Origin of the sequence: Pseudomonas sp. CHM02 (genome assembly GCF_000612585.1) — a bacterium.
Classification (GTDB): domain Bacteria; phylum Pseudomonadota; class Gammaproteobacteria; order Pseudomonadales; family Pseudomonadaceae; genus Aquipseudomonas.
This window is the reverse complement of record NZ_JFCA01000026.1, coordinates 87595-103910: the sequence shown is the minus strand read 5'-3', so window position 1 is coordinate 103910 and position 16316 is coordinate 87595. Positions and strand designations below refer to the sequence as shown.

Annotated in this window: 18 protein-coding genes; 9 read left to right on the top strand and 9 right to left on the bottom strand. The window is 59.5% G+C overall.

Annotation, left to right across the window (positions count from 1 at the left end; genetic code table 11):
• Nucleotides 1-34: 34 nt before the first annotated feature.
• Nucleotides 35-1234, bottom strand: coding sequence for a tyrosine--tRNA ligase (gene tyrS, locus BM70_RS0116710; protein ID WP_025857071.1), 1200 nt, complete (start codon nt 1232-1234; stop codon nt 35-37).
• A gap of 209 nt (nt 1235-1443) precedes the next feature.
• On the opposite strand from tyrS, the gene BM70_RS0116705 reads away from it, so the two are divergent.
• Nucleotides 1444-2862: a peptidoglycan DD-metalloendopeptidase family protein gene (locus BM70_RS0116705; protein WP_025857070.1), complete on the top strand. Its 1419-nt coding sequence runs from the start codon at nt 1444-1446 to the stop codon at nt 2860-2862.
• Between the two features lie 3 nt (nt 2863-2865).
• Entirely contained in the window at nt 2866-3957 is a 1092-nt protein-coding gene (locus BM70_RS0116700) for an anhydro-N-acetylmuramic acid kinase (RefSeq protein ID WP_025857069.1), read from the top strand.
• Nucleotides 3958-4045: 88 nt separating this feature from the next.
• On the opposite strand, the gene erpA is transcribed toward BM70_RS0116700, so the two are convergent.
• Entirely contained in the window at nt 4046-4396 is a 351-nt protein-coding gene (gene erpA / locus BM70_RS0116695) for an iron-sulfur cluster insertion protein ErpA (RefSeq protein WP_003176443.1), read from the bottom strand.
• Between the two features lie 165 nt (nt 4397-4561).
• Entirely contained in the window at nt 4562-5596 is a 1035-nt protein-coding gene (gene argC, locus BM70_RS0116690; protein WP_025857068.1) for an N-acetyl-gamma-glutamyl-phosphate reductase, read from the bottom strand.
• Between the two features lie 136 nt (nt 5597-5732).
• Here argC and hemJ point away from each other — a divergent pair, with 136 nt between their 5' ends.
• The 6 genes from hemJ to coq7 all read left to right on the top strand — a co-directional run bounded on the left by hemJ (nt 5733) and on the right by coq7 (nt 10180).
• Complete coding sequence (gene hemJ / locus BM70_RS0116685) at nt 5733-6161, top strand: protoporphyrinogen oxidase HemJ (RefSeq protein ID WP_025857067.1); 429 nt, start codon at nt 5733-5735, stop codon at nt 6159-6161.
• A gap of 24 nt (nt 6162-6185) precedes the next feature.
• Nucleotides 6186-7148, top strand: a complete 963-nt coding sequence (locus BM70_RS0116680) for a nitronate monooxygenase family protein (RefSeq protein ID WP_025857066.1) — start codon at nt 6186-6188, stop codon at nt 7146-7148.
• 68 nt (nt 7149-7216) lie between these two features.
• Nucleotides 7217-8179, top strand: coding sequence for a DUF805 domain-containing protein (locus tag BM70_RS0116675; RefSeq protein WP_025857065.1), 963 nt, complete (start codon nt 7217-7219; stop codon nt 8177-8179).
• A 62-nt stretch (nt 8180-8241) separates the two neighbouring features.
• Complete coding sequence (locus BM70_RS0116670; RefSeq protein ID WP_015886150.1) at nt 8242-9030, top strand: SDR family oxidoreductase; 789 nt, start codon at nt 8242-8244, stop codon at nt 9028-9030.
• A gap of 46 nt (nt 9031-9076) precedes the next feature.
• Nucleotides 9077-9415 carry a histidine triad nucleotide-binding protein gene (locus BM70_RS0116665; protein WP_010206940.1) on the top strand — a complete coding sequence of 113 codons (339 nt, stop codon included), beginning with the start codon at nt 9077-9079 and terminating at the stop codon, nt 9413-9415.
• Nucleotides 9416-9532: 117 nt separating this feature from the next.
• Complete coding sequence (coq7, locus tag BM70_RS0116660; protein ID WP_025857064.1) at nt 9533-10180, top strand: 2-polyprenyl-3-methyl-6-methoxy-1,4-benzoquinone monooxygenase; 648 nt, start codon at nt 9533-9535, stop codon at nt 10178-10180.
• Nucleotides 10181-10252: 72 nt separating this feature from the next.
• On the opposite strand, the gene BM70_RS0116655 is transcribed toward coq7, so the two are convergent.
• Nucleotides 10253-10675 carry an OsmC family protein gene (locus BM70_RS0116655; RefSeq protein ID WP_005792019.1) on the bottom strand — a complete coding sequence of 141 codons (423 nt, stop codon included), beginning with the start codon at nt 10673-10675 and terminating at the stop codon, nt 10253-10255.
• A 245-nt stretch (nt 10676-10920) separates the two neighbouring features.
• On the opposite strand from BM70_RS0116655, the gene crp reads away from it, so the two are divergent.
• The gene (gene crp, locus BM70_RS0116650; RefSeq protein WP_025857063.1) at nt 10921-11565 is read left to right on the top strand and encodes a cAMP-activated global transcriptional regulator CRP; all 645 of its coding nucleotides are present in this window, start codon (nt 10921-10923) and stop codon (nt 11563-11565) included.
• Here the strand turns inward: crp and BM70_RS0116645 are convergent.
• From BM70_RS0116645 to trpE, 5 genes are all read right to left on the bottom strand, one after another.
• On the bottom strand, nt 11562-12257 hold the full coding sequence (locus tag BM70_RS0116645) for a lipoate--protein ligase family protein (protein WP_025857062.1): 696 nt from the start codon (nt 12255-12257) through the stop codon (nt 11562-11564). The genes crp and BM70_RS0116645 overlap by 4 nt on opposite strands.
• Nucleotides 12258-12321: 64 nt before the next feature.
• Nucleotides 12322-13158, bottom strand: a complete 837-nt coding sequence (gene trpC / locus BM70_RS0116640) for an indole-3-glycerol phosphate synthase TrpC (RefSeq protein WP_025857061.1) — start codon at nt 13156-13158, stop codon at nt 12322-12324.
• Nucleotides 13155-14204, bottom strand: a complete 1050-nt coding sequence (gene trpD, locus BM70_RS0116635) for an anthranilate phosphoribosyltransferase (RefSeq protein WP_025857060.1) — start codon at nt 14202-14204, stop codon at nt 13155-13157. The genes trpC and trpD overlap by 4 nt, the downstream gene beginning before the upstream one ends.
• Before the next feature lie 9 nt (nt 14205-14213).
• Nucleotides 14214-14807 (bottom strand): aminodeoxychorismate/anthranilate synthase component II, encoded by a 594-nt coding sequence (locus tag BM70_RS0116630; RefSeq protein WP_025857059.1) that lies wholly within the window; start codon nt 14805-14807, stop codon nt 14214-14216.
• A gap of 10 nt (nt 14808-14817) precedes the next feature.
• Nucleotides 14818-16299 carry an anthranilate synthase component I gene (gene trpE, locus BM70_RS0116625; RefSeq protein ID WP_025857058.1) on the bottom strand — a complete coding sequence of 494 codons (1482 nt, stop codon included), beginning with the start codon at nt 16297-16299 and terminating at the stop codon, nt 14818-14820.
• Nucleotides 16300-16316 lie beyond the last annotated feature (17 nt).

Below are 16316 nucleotides of genomic sequence, written 5' to 3'. Positions count from 1 at the left end.
AGATAAAATTCGCCGTCAACACTTTATTTCGGGTTTATTCGGATTTGAGCGTAATGCGCGCAAATGCCTTCTTCCCCGCCTGGCAAACATGGGTAGCGCCTAGCTCATATATAAAGGTGCGATCTACCACCTCACCATCTACACGCACACCACCGGAACTCAGAAGGTCACGCGCGACCGCCGAGTTCTTGACCAAGCCTGTTTTATTAAGCACGGCGGCAATCGGCATCGCCTCAGTCGCAGACAGCTCGATCTCCGGCAGATCATCCGGCAGCTCGCCATCCTTCATGCGGTTGCCCGCAGCACGGTGAGCATTGGCCGCAGCCTCTTCACCATGGAAGCGCGCAACAATTTCTTCCGCCAGCTTGATCTTCACGTCACGCGGATTCGCGCCTGCTTCTACATCAGCACGCAGCGCATTGATCTCATCCATCGAGCGGAAGCTCAACAGCTCGAAGTAACGCCACATTAGCGCGTCAGGAATCGAGACCAACTTGCCGTACATCACACCCGGCGCTTCCTGGATACCGACATAGTTGCCCAAGGACTTGGACATCTTCTTGACGCCATCCAACCCTTCCAACAACGGCATGGTCAGAATGCACTGGGCTTCTTGCCCATACGCACGCTGCAGTTCACGCCCCATCAACAGGTTGAACTTCTGGTCGGTACCGCCCAGCTCAACGTCCGCACGCAATGCTACCGAGTCATAGCCCTGGACCAGCGGATAGAGGAACTCATGAATGGCGATCGGCTGATTGGTCGAGTAACGCTTGTCGAAGTCGTCACGCTCAAGCATCCGCGCGACGGTGTACTGGGAAGTCAGACGAATGAAGTCCGCCGGCCCCATCTGATCCATCCAGGTGGAGTTGAACGCCACCTCAGTCTTGGCTGGATCAAGAATCTTGAATACCTGTGTCTTGTAGGTCTCGGCATTATCGAGAACCTGCTCACGGGTCAGCGGCGGGCGCGTGGCGCTCTTGCCGCTCGGATCACCGATCATCCCGGTGAAGTCACCTATAAGGAAGATGACCTGATGCCCCAGTTCCTGGAACTGACGCAGCTTATTAATAAGCACGGTATGACCCAAATGCAGATCCGGTGCAGTCGGATCAAAGCCAGCCTTAATACGCAGGGGTTGGCCACGCTTTAGCTTTTCGATCAGCTCGGCCTCGACCAACAGTTCTTCCGCACCACGTTTTATCAGCGCTAGCTGCTCTTCAACCGACTTCATAACAGACCCGCAAGGCTCAGATTCAAAAGGGAACCAACCATACAAGATCAGGGACTAATTACAAGTTTTGCCCTGCGAACGGACACCGTTCAGCAAGCCCCGCATTCGCGAGCTTGCGCCACAGATGATTTGGTTATATTTTATACAGTTATTTCATCTTCATCATGTCATTCATCTTTTCCATTTCATCTTCAAAGTCAAAATTACCTATGACCACTGAACCGTCTAAAGCGCCGCCGCTTTACCCGAAGACCCACCTGCTCGCCGCAAGTGGTATCGCCGCCCTTCTCAGCCTGGCACTCCTGGTATTCCCTTCCAGTGACGTAGAAGCCAAACGAACATCCCTGAGCCTTGACCTGGAAAGTCCAGTTGAACAACTGACACAAGATCAAGACGCTTCCGACGCACAACAAGCCACAAACGCACCCACCGAATCGCCGTTCGCCCAGATAGAAAGCGCTCCCGAAGATACCCAGCAAGCAGTCCAGGAGCAGCCAGCGCCTGCTGCCGACGCAGCCAAGAACCCTCAGCACCGCGAAGTGATCGTCGCCAGGGGCGACACACTGTCCACGCTGTTCGAGAAAGTCGGCCTCCCCGCTGCAACGGTCAATGAAGTACTGGCCAGTGATAAGCAAGCCAAGCAATTCACCCAGCTCAAGCATGGCCAGAAACTTGAGTTCGAACTGACGCCTGACGGTCAGTTGAACAACCTGCACAGCAATATCAACGACCTCGAAAGCATCACCCTGACCAAAGGCGCCAAAGGCTTTGCCTTCAACCGCATCACCACCAAACCGGTCATGCGCTCCGCCTATGTACACGGCGTGATCAACAGCTCGTTGTCACAATCGGCAGCCCGCGCCGGCTTGTCCCACAGCATGACGATGGACATGGCCAGCGTGTTCGGCTACGACATCGACTTCGCCCAAGACATCCGCCAAGGCGACGAATTCGACGTGATCTACGAGCAGAAAGTCGCCAACGGCAAAGTCGTCGGCACTGGCAATATTCTCTCCGCACGCTTCACCAACCGCGGCAAGACCTACACCGCCGTGCGCTACACCAACAAACAAGGCAACAGCAGCTACTACACGGCTGATGGCAATAGCATGCGCAAAGCTTTCATCCGCACGCCGGTGGACTTCGCTCGCATTAGCTCGCGTTTTTCCATGGGTCGCAAGCATCCAATTCTGAACAAAATTCGCGCCCACAAAGGCGTCGACTACGCCGCCCCGCGTGGCACGCCGATCAAGGCCGCCGGCGATGGCAAAGTGCTGCTGGCCGGCCGTCGCGGCGGTTACGGCAATACCGTGATCATTCAACACGGCAATACCTACCGTACGCTGTATGGCCACATGCAAGGCTTCGCCAAGGGCGTGCAAACTGGCGGCACCGTGAAGCAAGGTCAGGTGATCGGCTATATCGGCACTACTGGCCTCTCCACCGGCCCGCACTTGCACTATGAATTCCAGGTCAATGGCGTACACGTCGATCCGCTGGGCCAGAAACTGCCCATGGCTGACCCGATCGCCAAGGCCGAGCGCGCGCGCTTCATGCAGCAGAGCCAACCGTTGATGGCACGCATGGATCAAGAGCGCTCCACCCTGCTGGCTTCGGCGAAGCGCTGAAGCATGTCGCTCTATATAGGCGTGATGTCCGGTACCAGCCTCGATGGCCTGGACATTGCGCTGATCGAGCAAGACCCGGCAGTCAAGCTGATCGCCACGCACTACATTCCCATGCCAGATACCCTGCGCACCGAGCTGCTGGCTCTGTGCGCCAGCGGCCCGGATGAAATCGCCCGCTCAGCCATCGCCCAGCAGAAATGGGTGAGCCTGGCCGCACAAGGCATTCACGCCTTGCTCGATCAGCAACACCTCAAGCCCCAGGACATTCGCGCGATTGGCAGCCATGGCCAGACCATCCGCCATGAACCCGCCCGGGGCTTTACCGTGCAGATCGGCAACCCGGCCTTGCTGACCGAGCTGACAAACATCACCGTGGTCAGCGACTTTCGCAGCCGCGACGTCGCAGCCGGTGGCCAGGGCGCGCCGCTGGTTCCCGCCTTCCATGAAGCGTTGTTTGGTGAGCACACCGGCAACCGTGCGGTATTGAATGTGGGTGGCTTCAGCAACCTCAGCCTGATCGAGACTGGCAAACCTGTAGCCGGCTTCGACTGCGGCCCAGGCAATGTCCTGCTGGACGCGTGGATTCATCAACAACGCGGCGAAAACTTTGATCGCGATGGTCAGTGGGCCGCCAGCGGCAAGATTGAGCCACCGTTACTCAATGCCCTGCTCAGCGACCCATTCTTCGTGACGAAGGGCCCCAAGAGTACTGGGCGCGAAGTATTCAACCTGGAATGGCTGCAACAACACCTTGGCCGCCTGCCTGCATTTGAGCCTCAGGATGTGCAGGCCACTCTGCTGGAGCTGACCGCGCTCACAATCGTCGAATCGCTGCAGTCTGCCCAACCCCAGACAGAAACACTGCTGGTGTGTGGCGGTGGCGCGCACAACGCTACCCTGATGAATCGCCTGGCAGCCCTGCTACCGTCGACTCACGTCAGCAGCACCGCCACCTACGGCGTAGATCCCGACTGGGTCGAGGCCATGGCCTTCGCCTGGCTGGCCCATTGCTGCCTCGAAGGCATCGCCGCCAACCGCCCGAGCGTCACCGGCGCACACGGGCTGCGAGTACTGGGCGCTATCTACCCTGCCTGACTGCCGCAATAATCCGTAGACAGCAAAACGCCGCTTGGCCTATCAAAGCCAAGCGGCGTTTTTTATTCGCTGTGGATCAGGCTATCGATCAGATCGAGAACGAAGACCCGCAACCACAAGTGGTCGTAGCGTTAGGGTTCTTGATCACAAAGCGAGAACCCTCCAGACCTTCCTGATAATCCACCTCGGCACCTGCCAAGTACTGGAAACTCATCGGGTCCACGACCAGGCTTACGCCTTCGCGCTCAACGATGGTGTCATCATCGGCCACATCTTCATCGAAGGTAAAACCGTACTGAAACCCTGAACAACCGCCGCCCGTAACGAATACGCGCAGCTTCAAGCGATCATTACCCTCTTCATCGACCAGGCTCTTCACCTTGTGCGCAGCACCGTGGGTGAATTGCAAAGCCGTGGGGGTGAAGGATTCAACGCTCATGCTGATAATCTCCCGGCGTAGCGCCGCCATATGCGTAATGGCCGGTATTATCCGCTTCTCCTAGAAAAGCGGTCAACTATTGTTACGGTATATCAATCTACGCAGCCGCCATTAAAAACACAAAAGGCCCGATCAACGGGCCTTTTGCACACCAGACGGAAAGCCTTAAGGCAGCATGCCCGCGTGGGACAGGCCGAGCTTCTCGTCCAGGCCAAACAGGATGTTCAGGTTCTGCACTGCCTGGCCCGACGCGCCCTTGACCAGGTTATCGATCACCGACAACACCACGACCAGGTCGCCATCCTGAGGACGGTGCACAGCAATCCGGCACACGTTCGCGCCACGCACGCTGCGGGTTTCCGGATGACTGCCGGCCGGCATAACGTCGACGAACGGTTCGTTGGCATAACGCTTTTCGAACAGGGCCTGCAGGTCTACCGAACGGTCAACCACGGTCGCGTAGAGCGTGGAGTGAATGCCGCGGATCATCGGGGTCAGGTGCGGCACGAAGGTCAGGCCCACGTCTTTACCGGCTGCACGACGCAGGCCCTGGCGGATTTCCGGCAAGTGACGATGCCCTTTTACCGCGTAGGCCTTCATGCTTTCCGACGTCTCGGAGTACAACGAACCCACCGCCGCACCACGACCGGCGCCACTCACACCCGACTTGCAGTCTGCGATCAGCCGCGATGCATCCGCCAACCCGGCTTCCAGCAATGGCAGGAAACCCAGCTGTGTTGCCGTTGGATAGCAACCCGGCACCGCGATCAGGCGCGCTTGCTTGATCTGCTCACGATTGACTTCCGGCAGGCCGTACACAGCCTCTTCCAACAGCTCCGGCGCGCCGTGAGGCTGGCCATACCACTTGGCCCACTCATCAGCGTCCTGCAGACGGAAGTCCGCGGACAGGTCGATCACCTTGGTGCCAGCGGCCAGCAGTTCACCGGCCAATGCATGGGCAACACCGTGAGGCGTGGCGAAGAACACCACGTCGCACGCGCCCAGAGTCTTGATGTCCGGAACGCTGAACGCCAGGCCGTCGTAATGGCCTCGCAGGTTCGGGTACATATCGGCCACGGCCAGGCCGGCCTCGGATCGGGAGGTGATAACCACCACCTCAGCTTGCGGATGCTGAGCCAACAGACGCAGCAATTCGACACCGGTGTAACCCGTGCCGCCGACGATACCGACCTTGACCATAAACCTGCCCTCAACGAACCCACTGGAAAGCCGTCGATAATAGGGGCCGTATCGTCCTGCGACAACCGTCAACGTGACGTACGGGCGCATGAGCCACTACTATCTTCAGTTACCGTGAACCTGGGAATAACTAGAAATGCTCTATCTATGGATCAAAGCCTTCCACATCGTCAGCATCGTCTGCTGGTTTGCCGGGCTGTTCTACCTTCCGCGCCTGTTCGTCTACCACGCCCAAAGCGAGGACACCGTCAGCAAAGAGCGTTTCAGCGTCATGGAACGCAAGCTGTATCGCGGCATCATGGGCCCGGCGATGGTTGCCAGCCTGGTGTTCGGTATCTGGCTGATCGCCCTCAACCCCGGCATCTTTCAGTCGGGGGCCTGGATCCATGCCAAGCTGACACTGGTCGTGTTCCTCATCGGTTACCACCATATGTGCGGCGCGCAGGTAAAACGTTTTGCCCGTGGCGAAAACACCCGCAGCCATGTCTTTTATCGCTGGTTCAATGAGGTGCCCGTTCTGATATTGCTGGCTATCGTAATTTTGGTCGTGGTCAAACCGTTCTAACTTCAATTACTCGGGGTACCTCCAATGTCGCTGCCCGCTCTGCTCGAACAACGTCTGCGCCTGCCCGTCGTGGCTGCGCCGATGTTTCTGATTTCCAACCCGCAACTGGTCCTGGCGTGCTGCCGCAACGGGGTAGTCGGGAGTTTCCCGGCGCTTAACCAACGCGAAAGCAGCGGGTTCAAGGCCTGGCTGGAAGAAATCGAAGCGGGCCTGGCACAGCTGGACAACCCCGCGCCCTACGCCGTCAACCTGATCGTGCACAACAGCAACCCACGACTGGAGGCCGACCTGGCGATCTGCGTCGAGCACAAAGTGCCGATCGTCATTACCAGCCTGGGCGCCGTCAAGGAGTTGGTGGATGCCGTGCACAGCTATGGTGGCTTGGTATTCCACGACGTCACCACCCGCCGCCATGCCGAAAAGGCTGCCGAAGCCGGCGTGGATGGCCTGATCGCCGTAGCGGCCGGCGCCGGCGGCCATGCTGGCACCTGGAGCCCATTCTCGCTGATTGCCGAGATCCGCCAGTTCTTCGACAAAACCCTACTGCTGGCAGGTTGCCTCAACCACGGGCACGAGATTCTCGCTGCCCAGTTGCTCGGTGCGGACCTGGCCTATTTCGGCACGCGCTTTATCGGTACCACCGAAAGCCATGCCCCGGATGCGTATAAAGAGATGCTGCTCACATCGCGCGCTGCCGACATCGTGCACACTCCTGCTGTCTCCGGCGTGCCCGCCAGCTTCATGCGCCAGAGCCTGGAAAACGCCGGTTTCGACCTCGCCGCCCTGCAAGGCAAAGGCGAAGTCAACTTTGGCTCCAAGCTCAAGCCATTGAGCGACGAGGCCAAGGCATGGAAGACTGTATGGTCAGCCGGCCAAGGTGTCGGTGAGATTGATGATCTGCCCAGCGTCGATGAACTGGTTGCCCGCCTGGATGCAGAATACCGCAAGGCACGCGAACAGGCAGCGCAACTGCGCTGGCCACGCTGACCCAACCGCAAGGCCTGCCGATTGCGCAGGCCTGCACTCCCCCCTGAATAAGTGACAAGGAAGCCCGCATGAGCGACAACCGTTTCAAGATTGTGTTTGATGGAGCCTTGCTCCCGGGTGTCGAAAGCACCACGGCCAAACTGAACCTGGCCGAGCTGTTCAAGAGCGAAGTCGAGGCCATCGAGAAGCTTTTTTCCGGCCGCACGGTCGCACTCAAACGTGACCTGTCCCGCCCGGACGCCGAAACCTACCTCACTGCACTGAAAAACGCCGGGGTCGATGCACGTATCGAAGCCGAACAGCCTGTGGCCTTCAACCTCGCCGAAACCCATGAAACGGATTCCGGCGCTGCCGACTTCTCTCGCCCGGCCGCTTCGCCCTACGCGCCGCCGCGTGCTGCGGTAGGTGAGAACCTGCCGGAATACGCCACCCTCAAGGTTTTCACTATCCACGGGCGTATTGGCCGTCTGCGCTACCTCGCCTGGACCCTGGTCTTGACTCTTGCGCTGCTCGTCGCAGGTGGCATCATCAGCACCGTCAGCTTTGCCGTGGCTACCGCATCGCCGACAGCAGGCACGATCCTCGGGGTGCTGCTGGGTCTCGCCTTGTTTGTTGCGCTTGTCTGGGTCAGCGTACAGATCGGTGTGCAACGTCTGCACGACTTGGGTTGGTCCGGCTGGCTGTACTTCCTCAACCTGGTCCCGCTGGTGAACAGCGTCTTCCCGATCCTGTTGCTGGTATTGCCGGGGAACGCGGGGGCCAACCAATACGGTGCGCCACCGCCACGCAACTCTACGGCGGTAAAAGTCCTGGCCACGCTGTGGTTGGCGTTTATCCCGGTCATGCTCGCCATCGTGGTGACCCTGGGCATGAACGGCTACCTGAACCAACTCGAAGCCAACATGGACAGCAGCTACGAAAGCAGCTCCATCACCTCCGATGACGACGCCGACCAAAGCGCTACCGTAGAAGAAGACGAAGCGCAGAGTGCTGACGAAGCGAGCGAACCTGTAGACTCTCCAGAACAGTAAAGAAACACCCCCCGCCTGCGATGCCTCTGTCGCAGGCCGGGGGTGTTGCGATGGAGAAAGGCATGACCCGTTACGCTCTGATCACCGGCGCCTCCAGCGGCATCGGCCTGGCCCTGGCCGAAGCACTGGCCCGTCGTGGCCGCAGCTTGATTCTGGTGGCCCGCCAGCGTGATCAGTTGGAAAGCATTGCAATCGAATTGACCCAACGCTTTGGCGTCGAGGTGCTGTTCCGGGCCTGCGACCTGGGCGAGCCGCTGCGCTTGTCGGGCTTCCTGCTGGAGCTTGAAGAAGGTGAGCGGCAGATCGACCTGCTGGTGAACTGTGCCGGCATCGGCACCAGCGGGCCGTTCCTGGCCCAGGACTGGATGACCGAACAGGACCTCATGGAGGTCAACATCCTAGCCCTGACCCGTATGTGTCACGCGCTCGGCAACACCATGGCGCTGCACGGCGGCGGGCAAATTCTCAATGTGGCGTCCATCGCGGCATTCCAGCCCGGCCCGTGGATGAGTACTTACTACGCCAGCAAGGCCTACGTACTGCACTTCTCCGAAGGCCTGCGTGAAGAGTTGAAAACCTGCGGCATCAAGGTCTCGGTCCTTTGCCCGGGCCCCACACGCACCGCATTCTTCGGCACTGCGCAAATGGATACCGCCAAGCTCGACCGCAGCCAACAACTGATGAGCCCCGAGGAAGTGGCGCTCTACACTGTGCGCGCCCTGGAAAAGAACAAGGCCATCATCATTCCCGGCCGACGCAACCGCTGGATCGCCTTTAGCCCGCGCTTCAGCCCACGCTGGCTGACCCGCAAGATCGCCGGCGCCATCAACAAGGCCTATTGCCCGCGCTGACCGGCTGAGTACACTCACCCTGCATATTCATAATGGAGAAACAGCTGTGGATACTCTGTTCACCAAAATCATCAACAGAGAAATACCCGCGGATATCATCTACGAAGACGACCAGGTCCTGGCCTTCAAGGACATCCATCCGGCGGCGCCAGTGCATTTCCTGGTCATTCCGAAGAAACATATCCCCACGCTCAATGACCTGACCGAAGAAGACAAAGCCCTGGCCGGCCATATTTTATTCACCGCCCAGCGCCTGGCGGTGGAGCAAGGCTGCGAGGAAGGCTTCCGAGTGGTGATGAACTGCAATCCGAAAGGCGGGCAGACCGTTTATCACATCCATATGCATGTACTGGGTCAGCGTCAGATGAACTGGCCACCGGGCTGATTCCCCCAAGAACAAGGGTCAAGGCCTCAGGCTGCGACCCCATGCCCTTGACTCAGCGCAAACGCTTCCCCCTCTCTTGCGGTAAACTGGCCGCCGAGATTCTTCCCGGAGGTCAGCATGACTACCCAACGTCACTACTCGCCGATTGACCGTCTGTTGCTGCAAGCCGACATGGCCATGCGCACGCTGCTGCCGTTCAGCGGCCAACCGTATCGTCCGTCACCCGCCATCGTGCAACCCGATACACAGATGAGCGAGACCGATACCCGCCATGTCGCCGGCCTGATGCGCATCAACCATACTGGCGAAGTCTGTGCCCAGGCGCTGTACCAGGGCCAGGCGCTGACCGCCAAGCTGCCCCAGGTGCGTGCAGCCATGGAACATGCGGCCGAGGAAGAAGTCGACCACCTGGCCTGGTGCGAGCAACGCATCCGCCAACTGGGCAGTCATCCCAGCGTACTGAACCCGCTGTTTTACGGTTTATCGTTTGGGATTGGCGCCGCTGCCGGCCTGATCAGCGACAAAGTCAGCCTGGGTTTTGTCGCGGCGACCGAACACCAGGTGTGCAAGCACTTGGACGAACATCTGGAGCAACTGCCGGCCGAAGACGAAAAGTCCCGGGCCATTCTTGAGCAGATGCGTATCGATGAAGAACATCACGCAGAAAGCGCACTGGATGCTGGTGGTTTCCGCTTTCCGGCGCCGGTGAGATTTGGCATGAGTGTTTTGGCCAAGGTCATGACTAAAAGCACCTATCGAATTTAGTAGCCTCGAATCGACAGGCAAAAAGAAAGGGCGCCATCACAGCGCCCTTCTTTTTGCCTGTCGATTGAGCGATCAACCCAACTCGATGATTTCGTAATCATGGGTGATGGCCACACCGGCTGCGCCGAGCATGATCGATGCCGAGCAGTACTTCTCAGCCGACAACTCGATCGCACGCTTGACCTGGGCTTCTTTCAGCGCCCGGCCCTTCACCACGAAATGCATGTGGATCTTGGTGAATACCTTGGGGTCTTCAGTGGCGCGCTCGGCTTCCAGGAAGGCTTCGCAGCTTTCCACGGCCTGGCGGGACTTTTTCAGGATACTGACCACGTCGAAATTGCTGCAACCGCCCACACCAAGCAGGAGCATTTCCATCGGGCGTACACCCAGGTTACGGCCACCGGCTTCCGGCGGACCGTCCATGACCACTACATGGCCACTGCCCGACTCACCGAGGAACATGGCTTCGCCCGCCCATTGGATGCGTGCCTTCATCGCCCAGACTCCACTGCTAAAAAAGGGTCGCCAGCTTAGCACAGGGCTCGCCTGCGTCAGCGTTTCCGACAAAAGCGATCAATAGCAGGGTTTACGCAGAAATTTGGCTAATCGAGACAGAATGTGTCTGTTAAGCTGGCGCCAAATCGATGGCGCATTGCCACCCTTTATACACCGTGTATCAATGCCGATACCGATACATAAAACAACTCCAACTACCTGCGCAGTCTTTTCGGGACACAACCATGGTTGCTCTTACTCCCATACCCAAGATCAAGAATCTCGACAAGCTATTGATGCATTGCCAGCGCCGTCGCCACCCGGCCAAGCACAACATCATCTGCGCCGGCGAACGCTCCGAAACGCTGTTCTTCATCATCAAAGGCTCGGTCACCATCCTGATCGAGGATGAAGACGGTCGCGAAATGATCATTGCCTACCTCAATACCGGCGATTTCTTCGGCGAGCTGGGGCTGTTTGAACAAGCCGGCAAAGAGCAGGAGCGTAGCGCCTGGGTAAGAACCAAGGTCGAGTGCGAAGTGGCAGAGATCAGTTACGCGAAATTTCGCGAACTCGCCCAGCAGGACCCCGACATTCTCTACGCCCTGAGTGGCCAGATTGCCCAGCGCCTGCGGGACACCACGCGCAAGGTCGGCGACCTGGCATTCTTCGACGTCACCGGTCGCGTCGCTCGTTGCCTGCTGGATCTGTGCAAGCAACCCGACGCAATGACTCACCCGGACGGCATGCAGATCAAGGTCACACGCCAGGAAATCGGGCGCATTGTCGGCTGTTCACGGGAGATGGTCGGTCGCGTGCTCAAGGACCTGGAAGAGCGCAACCTGGTGCACGTCAAAGGCAAGACGATGGTGGTATTCGGTACCCGCTAAACCGGCAGGAAGCTGGCCAGCATTTGACGGTACAAGGTATCCAGCCGGCTGATCGCATCCGGTGCAGGGAAAGCTTCGTGCAAGGCGATATGGCTGTCTGCGCGAACCCGCTGGTCGAGACCGCAGGCCTCATTGAACCGATTGACCGCCGCGATCAATGCCTCGCGATCGTTCTCCAGCAACAAGGCACCGTGCACCAACCCCACCGGACGGCCACCACTTTGGCGCCAGCGCTGGGCAGTGCCGACCATTTTTCGACCGTTGAGGTTGACGTTGTAGCGACCGTCGCAAAACGCGCCGTCGATTTCACCGACGGAGGCATCCCCCCCCAACTCGATCAGCAAATCGCAAATCGGCTGGCACAGGCGCTGATAACCGGTTTCGATACGATTCTGATCGCCTTCGCTACGCGGCGGCGCATAGACCAGCGCGATATTGACCGTGGCACTCGACTGCGGCACCGGCTCTCCGCCGGTTTCACGCAGCAACACCGGCCAACCGGCGTCCGCCGAGACCTGGCTGGCGGTTTCGAACGCCGGCAGCCGACTCAAACGACGGGGCATCACCAGGGCTTGATCGTTGGGTTGCCAGAACAGCAGGCCGAACTCCTGATCACCGGTGCAAACAGCAGCCAACAGTGCTTGCTCGGCGGCAAGACCTGCTTCAACAGTCATCGCTACAGCTTGAACCATCGATACAACCCTCACCGCCTGAACTCAATCCAAATCCGCATTCCAGATGTTGACCGCGTTTTAGTCAGTCGAGAGTCGAGCCACTCACCGCCACACCACGTTCCGGGAAGAACAGGCGCTGCAACTCCGCCCCTGGGTTCTCGGCGCGCATGAAGGTCTCGCCCACCAGGAACGAATACACGCCGCTGATTTCCATCAGTTCCACATCGGCACGGTTGACGATGCCACTCTCGGTAATCACCAGACGGTCACGCGGAATGCGCGGCAGCAGGTCGAGGGTGTTTTCCAGGCTCACTTCGAAGGTGTGAAGGTTACGGTTGTTGACCCCCACCAGCGGTGTGTCGAGGGTTTTAAGTGCGCGGTCCAGCTCATCGCCGTCGTGCACTTCCACCAGTACATCCAGGCCGACGCTTTTGGCCACGGCCGCCAACTCGGCCATCTTCACGTCGTCCAATGCGGACACGATCAGCAGCACGCAGTCGGCACCCAAGGCACGAGCTTCGACGATCTGGTATGGGTCGATCATGAAATCCTTGCGGATCACCGGCAACTTGCACGCGGCGCGTGCCTGCTGCAGGAACAGGTCGGCCCCCTGGAAGTAGTCGACATCGGTCAGCACCGAGAGGCACGTCGCCCCGCCCTTCTCATAGCTCTTGGCAATGTCTTCAGGAATGAAGACCTCGCGAATCACGCCCTTGCTAGGCGAAGCCTTTTTGATTTCAGCAATGACGGCGGGCTGCTTTTCCTTGGCCTGCTTGATCAGCGCATTGGCAAAGCCACGCGGCGCATCAGCGATCTTCGCCTGCTCTTCCAGCTCGGCCAGACTCACGCGGGCACGGCGTTCGGCGACTTCTTCGGCCTTGCGAGCCAGGATCTTTTCCAGAACGGTCGGCACACTCATCCTTCATTCTCCATCTTGAACACCGCAGTAAAGGCACCCAGTTCTTCAAGCTTCTCGCGTGCGAGCCCGGTGTGCAACGCATCATGAGCAAGGGCTACGCCCTCTTTAAGACTGTAGGCGTGATCGGCGGCATACAGCGCCGCACCCGCATTCAGAACAATCATTTCTGCAGCTTTTTGACCATTCTCGGTCTTGCGACGCCCCAAGGCATCGCGAATCAGTTCCAGGGACGCCGCCGGGCTTTCCACCGCCAGGCCATGCAGGCTCTGGCTCTTCATGCCCAAATCTTCCGGCTCGACCCAGTATTCGGTGACCTGGTCATTCTTCAGCTCCGCCACGAAGGTCGGGGCCGCCAGGCTGAACTCGTCCAGGCCGTCCTTGGAATGCACCACCAGCACATGCTTGCTGCCCAGGCGCAGCAGCACTTCGGCCAATGGCCGGCACAGGGCCTGGCTGAATACGCCCACCACCTGGTGTTTCACACCGGCCGGATTCGTAAGCGGGCCGAGCATGTTGAACAGAGTGCGCAGGCCGAGGTCCTTGCGCGGGCCGGCGGCGTGCTTCATTGCACCATGATGGGATTGGGCAAACATAAAACCGATGCCGACGCTGTCGATGCAGCGCGCCACTTGAACCGGCGTCAGGTTCAGGTAGATGCCGGCCGCTTCGAGCAAATCGGCACTGCCGCTTTTGCCGGACACCGCACGGTTACCGTGCTTGGCCACGGTGCAACCCGCGGCCGCGACGACAAAAGAAGAGGCGGTCGAGACGTTGAAAATGTTCGCACCGTCACCGCCGGTGCCGACCACGTCGACCACGCCGTCGAGGGTCTTGAGCTCAACCTTGTCCGCCAGCTCGCGCATCACCGATACGGCGCCGACGATCTCGTCGATGCTCTCGCTCTTCATGCGCATGGCCATCATGAACGCGCCGATCTGCGCGTCAGTGCATTGACCGGTCATGATCTCGCGCATCACATCGCTCATTTCAGCGGTGCTCAGGTCCAGGTGGCCGACGATACGGCTCAGGGCAGTCTTGATATCCATGGAAAGTCCTTAGCGCGTGCCGCCGCTCTGCTTGAGAAAGTTGGCGAACAGCTCGTAGCCCTGCTCGGTCAGGATCGACTCGGGGTGAAATTGCACCCCTTCGATATTCAGTGTCTTGTGGCGCAGCCCCATGATCTCGTCGACAGAGCCGTCTTCCCGCTGGGTCCAGGCGGTCAGCTCCAGGCATTCCGGCAGGGTTTCGCGCTTGACCACCAGCGAGTGGTAGCGGGTCACCGTCACCGGCAGGTTGAGACCGTGAAACACGCCCACGTCATTATGGAACACCGGGCTGGTCTTGCCGTGCATCACCTGGCGCGCGCGCACCACGTCACCGCCAAAGGCCTGGCCGATGGACTGGTGGCCCAGGCACACACCCAGGATCGGCAACTTGCCGGCAAAATACTTGATCGCTTCCAGGGAGATACCCGCCTCGGTCGGCGTGCACGGGCCTGGCGAAACCACGATGCGCTCCGGGTTCAAGGCCGCGATCTCGGCCACGGTCAGTTCGTCGTTGCGCACCACCTTGACCTCGGCACCCAGCTCACCCAGGTACTGCACAACGTTGTAGGTAAAGGAATCGTAGTTATCAATCATCAGCAACATGGGGGAAACCTCAGGAATTGGGGGTCTGTTCAGCCAGCGCAACGGCGCGGAACATCGCGCGGCGCTTGTTCAGGGTTTCTTCCCATTCGAGGGCCGGCACCGAGTCGGCGACAATCCCGCCACCGGCCTGCACGTGCAGCTCCCCGTCCTTGATCACGGCCGTGCGGATCGCAATGGCCGTGTCCATGTTGCCGTTCCAGGCGAAATAACCCACGGCGCCGCCGTAGACACCGCGCTTGACCGGTTCCAGCTCGTCGATGATTTCCATCGCGCGGATCTTCGGCGCACCCGACAAGGTGCCCGCCGGCAGAATGGCGCGCAGCGCGTCCATTGCAGTCAAGCCGGCTTTCAGCTCGCCGGTGACGTTGGACACAATGTGCATCACATTCGAGTAACGCTCGATCACCATCTTCTCGGTGAGCTTCACCGAACCGATTTCCGAGACCCGCCCGGTGTCGTTGCGGCCCAGGTCGATGAGCATCAGGTGCTCGGCGATTTCCTTGTCGTCGCTCAGCAGGTCTTCTTCCAGCGCCAGGTCGGCCTCTTCGGTCGCCCCCCGCGGGCGAGTACCGGCGATCGGGCGCACGGTGATCAGGTTGTCTTCGACACGCACGAGCACTTCCGGCGAACTGCCCACCACGTGGAAGTCACCAAAGTTGAAGAAGTACATGTACGGCGTCGGGTTGAAGCAGCGCAATGCACGATACAGATCGATCGGCGCGGCCTTGAAGTCGATGGACATGCGTTGCGACGGCACCACCTGCATGCAGTCACCGGCAAGGATGTATTCCTTGATGGTATCGACCGCACGCTCGTAGTCATCCTGGGTAAAGCTGGAGCGGAACACCGGGTCGGCTGCCGGCGGACGGCTGAGGTCCAGGCCGCGACGCGGAGTGATCGGCTGGCGCAGTTTCTCCAGCAGGGCTTCGAGGCTGGCCCGGCCTTGCTCGAACGCATCAGCCTGTGACGGGTCGGCTAGCACGATCGCGTGCATCTTGCCGGCGAGGTTGTCGAACACCACGACCGCGTCGGAAACCATCAGCAGGATGTCCGGTACACCAAGTGGATCCGGGTTCGGGCATTTGCCCAGGCGCTTTTCCACGTAGCGCACGCAGTCGTAACCGAAGTAACCCACTAGGCCGCCGTTGAAGCGCGGCAACCCTGCAATGGTCGGCACGTTATAGCGCGCCTTGAAGGCTTCGACGAACGCCAATGGGTCTTCTACATCGTGGCTTTCGATCTCGACGCCATCATGGGTAATGCTCACATGATGGTCATGTACCCGCAGCACTGTGCGGCACGGCAGGCCGATAATCGAGTAACGGCCCCACTTCTCGCCGCCCTGTACCGATTCCAGCAAGTAGGAATTCGGCTCGTCGGCCAGTTTCAGGTAGATCGACAGCGGCGTGTCGAAGTCGGCCAGGGTTTCGCAGGCCAGGGGAATGCGGTTATAGCCGGCAGCGGCCAAACGCAGGAATTCTTCGCGGGTCATCATATGCCTCGTGGCTT

What these genes read in the sequence shown, in the direction of transcription:
- BM70_RS0116675 (WP_025857065.1), top strand. Translation starts at nt 7,217, where the DNA reads ATGAGCGACAACCGTTTCAAGATTGTGTTTGATGGAGCCTTGCTCCCG.
- trpD (WP_025857060.1), bottom strand. Translation starts at nt 14,204, where the DNA reads ATGGATATCAAGACTGCCCTGAGCCGTATCGTCGGCCACCTGGACCTG.
- trpC (WP_025857061.1), bottom strand. Translation starts at nt 13,158, where the DNA reads ATGAGTGTGCCGACCGTTCTGGAAAAGATCCTGGCTCGCAAGGCCGAA.
- BM70_RS0116700 (WP_025857069.1), top strand. Translation starts at nt 2,866, where the DNA reads ATGTCGCTCTATATAGGCGTGATGTCCGGTACCAGCCTCGATGGCCTG.
- trpE (WP_025857058.1), bottom strand. Translation starts at nt 16,299, where the DNA reads ATGACCCGCGAAGAATTCCTGCGTTTGGCCGCTGCCGGCTATAACCGC.
- BM70_RS0116670 (WP_015886150.1), top strand. Translation starts at nt 8,242, where the DNA reads ATGACCCGTTACGCTCTGATCACCGGCGCCTCCAGCGGCATCGGCCTG.
- BM70_RS0116645 (WP_025857062.1), bottom strand. Translation starts at nt 12,257, where the DNA reads ATGGTTCAAGCTGTAGCGATGACTGTTGAAGCAGGTCTTGCCGCCGAG.
- coq7 (WP_025857064.1), top strand. Translation starts at nt 9,533, where the DNA reads ATGACTACCCAACGTCACTACTCGCCGATTGACCGTCTGTTGCTGCAA.
- BM70_RS0116680 (WP_025857066.1), top strand. Translation starts at nt 6,186, where the DNA reads ATGTCGCTGCCCGCTCTGCTCGAACAACGTCTGCGCCTGCCCGTCGTG.
- erpA (WP_003176443.1), bottom strand. Translation starts at nt 4,396, where the DNA reads ATGAGCGTTGAATCCTTCACCCCCACGGCTTTGCAATTCACCCACGGT.
- argC (WP_025857068.1), bottom strand. Translation starts at nt 5,596, where the DNA reads ATGGTCAAGGTCGGTATCGTCGGCGGCACGGGTTACACCGGTGTCGAA.
- tyrS (WP_025857071.1), bottom strand. Translation starts at nt 1,234, where the DNA reads ATGAAGTCGGTTGAAGAGCAGCTAGCGCTGATAAAACGTGGTGCGGAA.
- BM70_RS0116705 (WP_025857070.1), top strand. Translation starts at nt 1,444, where the DNA reads ATGACCACTGAACCGTCTAAAGCGCCGCCGCTTTACCCGAAGACCCAC.
- hemJ (WP_025857067.1), top strand. Translation starts at nt 5,733, where the DNA reads ATGCTCTATCTATGGATCAAAGCCTTCCACATCGTCAGCATCGTCTGC.
- crp (WP_025857063.1), top strand. Translation starts at nt 10,921, where the DNA reads ATGGTTGCTCTTACTCCCATACCCAAGATCAAGAATCTCGACAAGCTA.
- BM70_RS0116630 (WP_025857059.1), bottom strand. Translation starts at nt 14,807, where the DNA reads ATGTTGCTGATGATTGATAACTACGATTCCTTTACCTACAACGTTGTG.
- BM70_RS0116655 (WP_005792019.1), bottom strand. Translation starts at nt 10,675, where the DNA reads ATGAAGGCACGCATCCAATGGGCGGGCGAAGCCATGTTCCTCGGTGAG.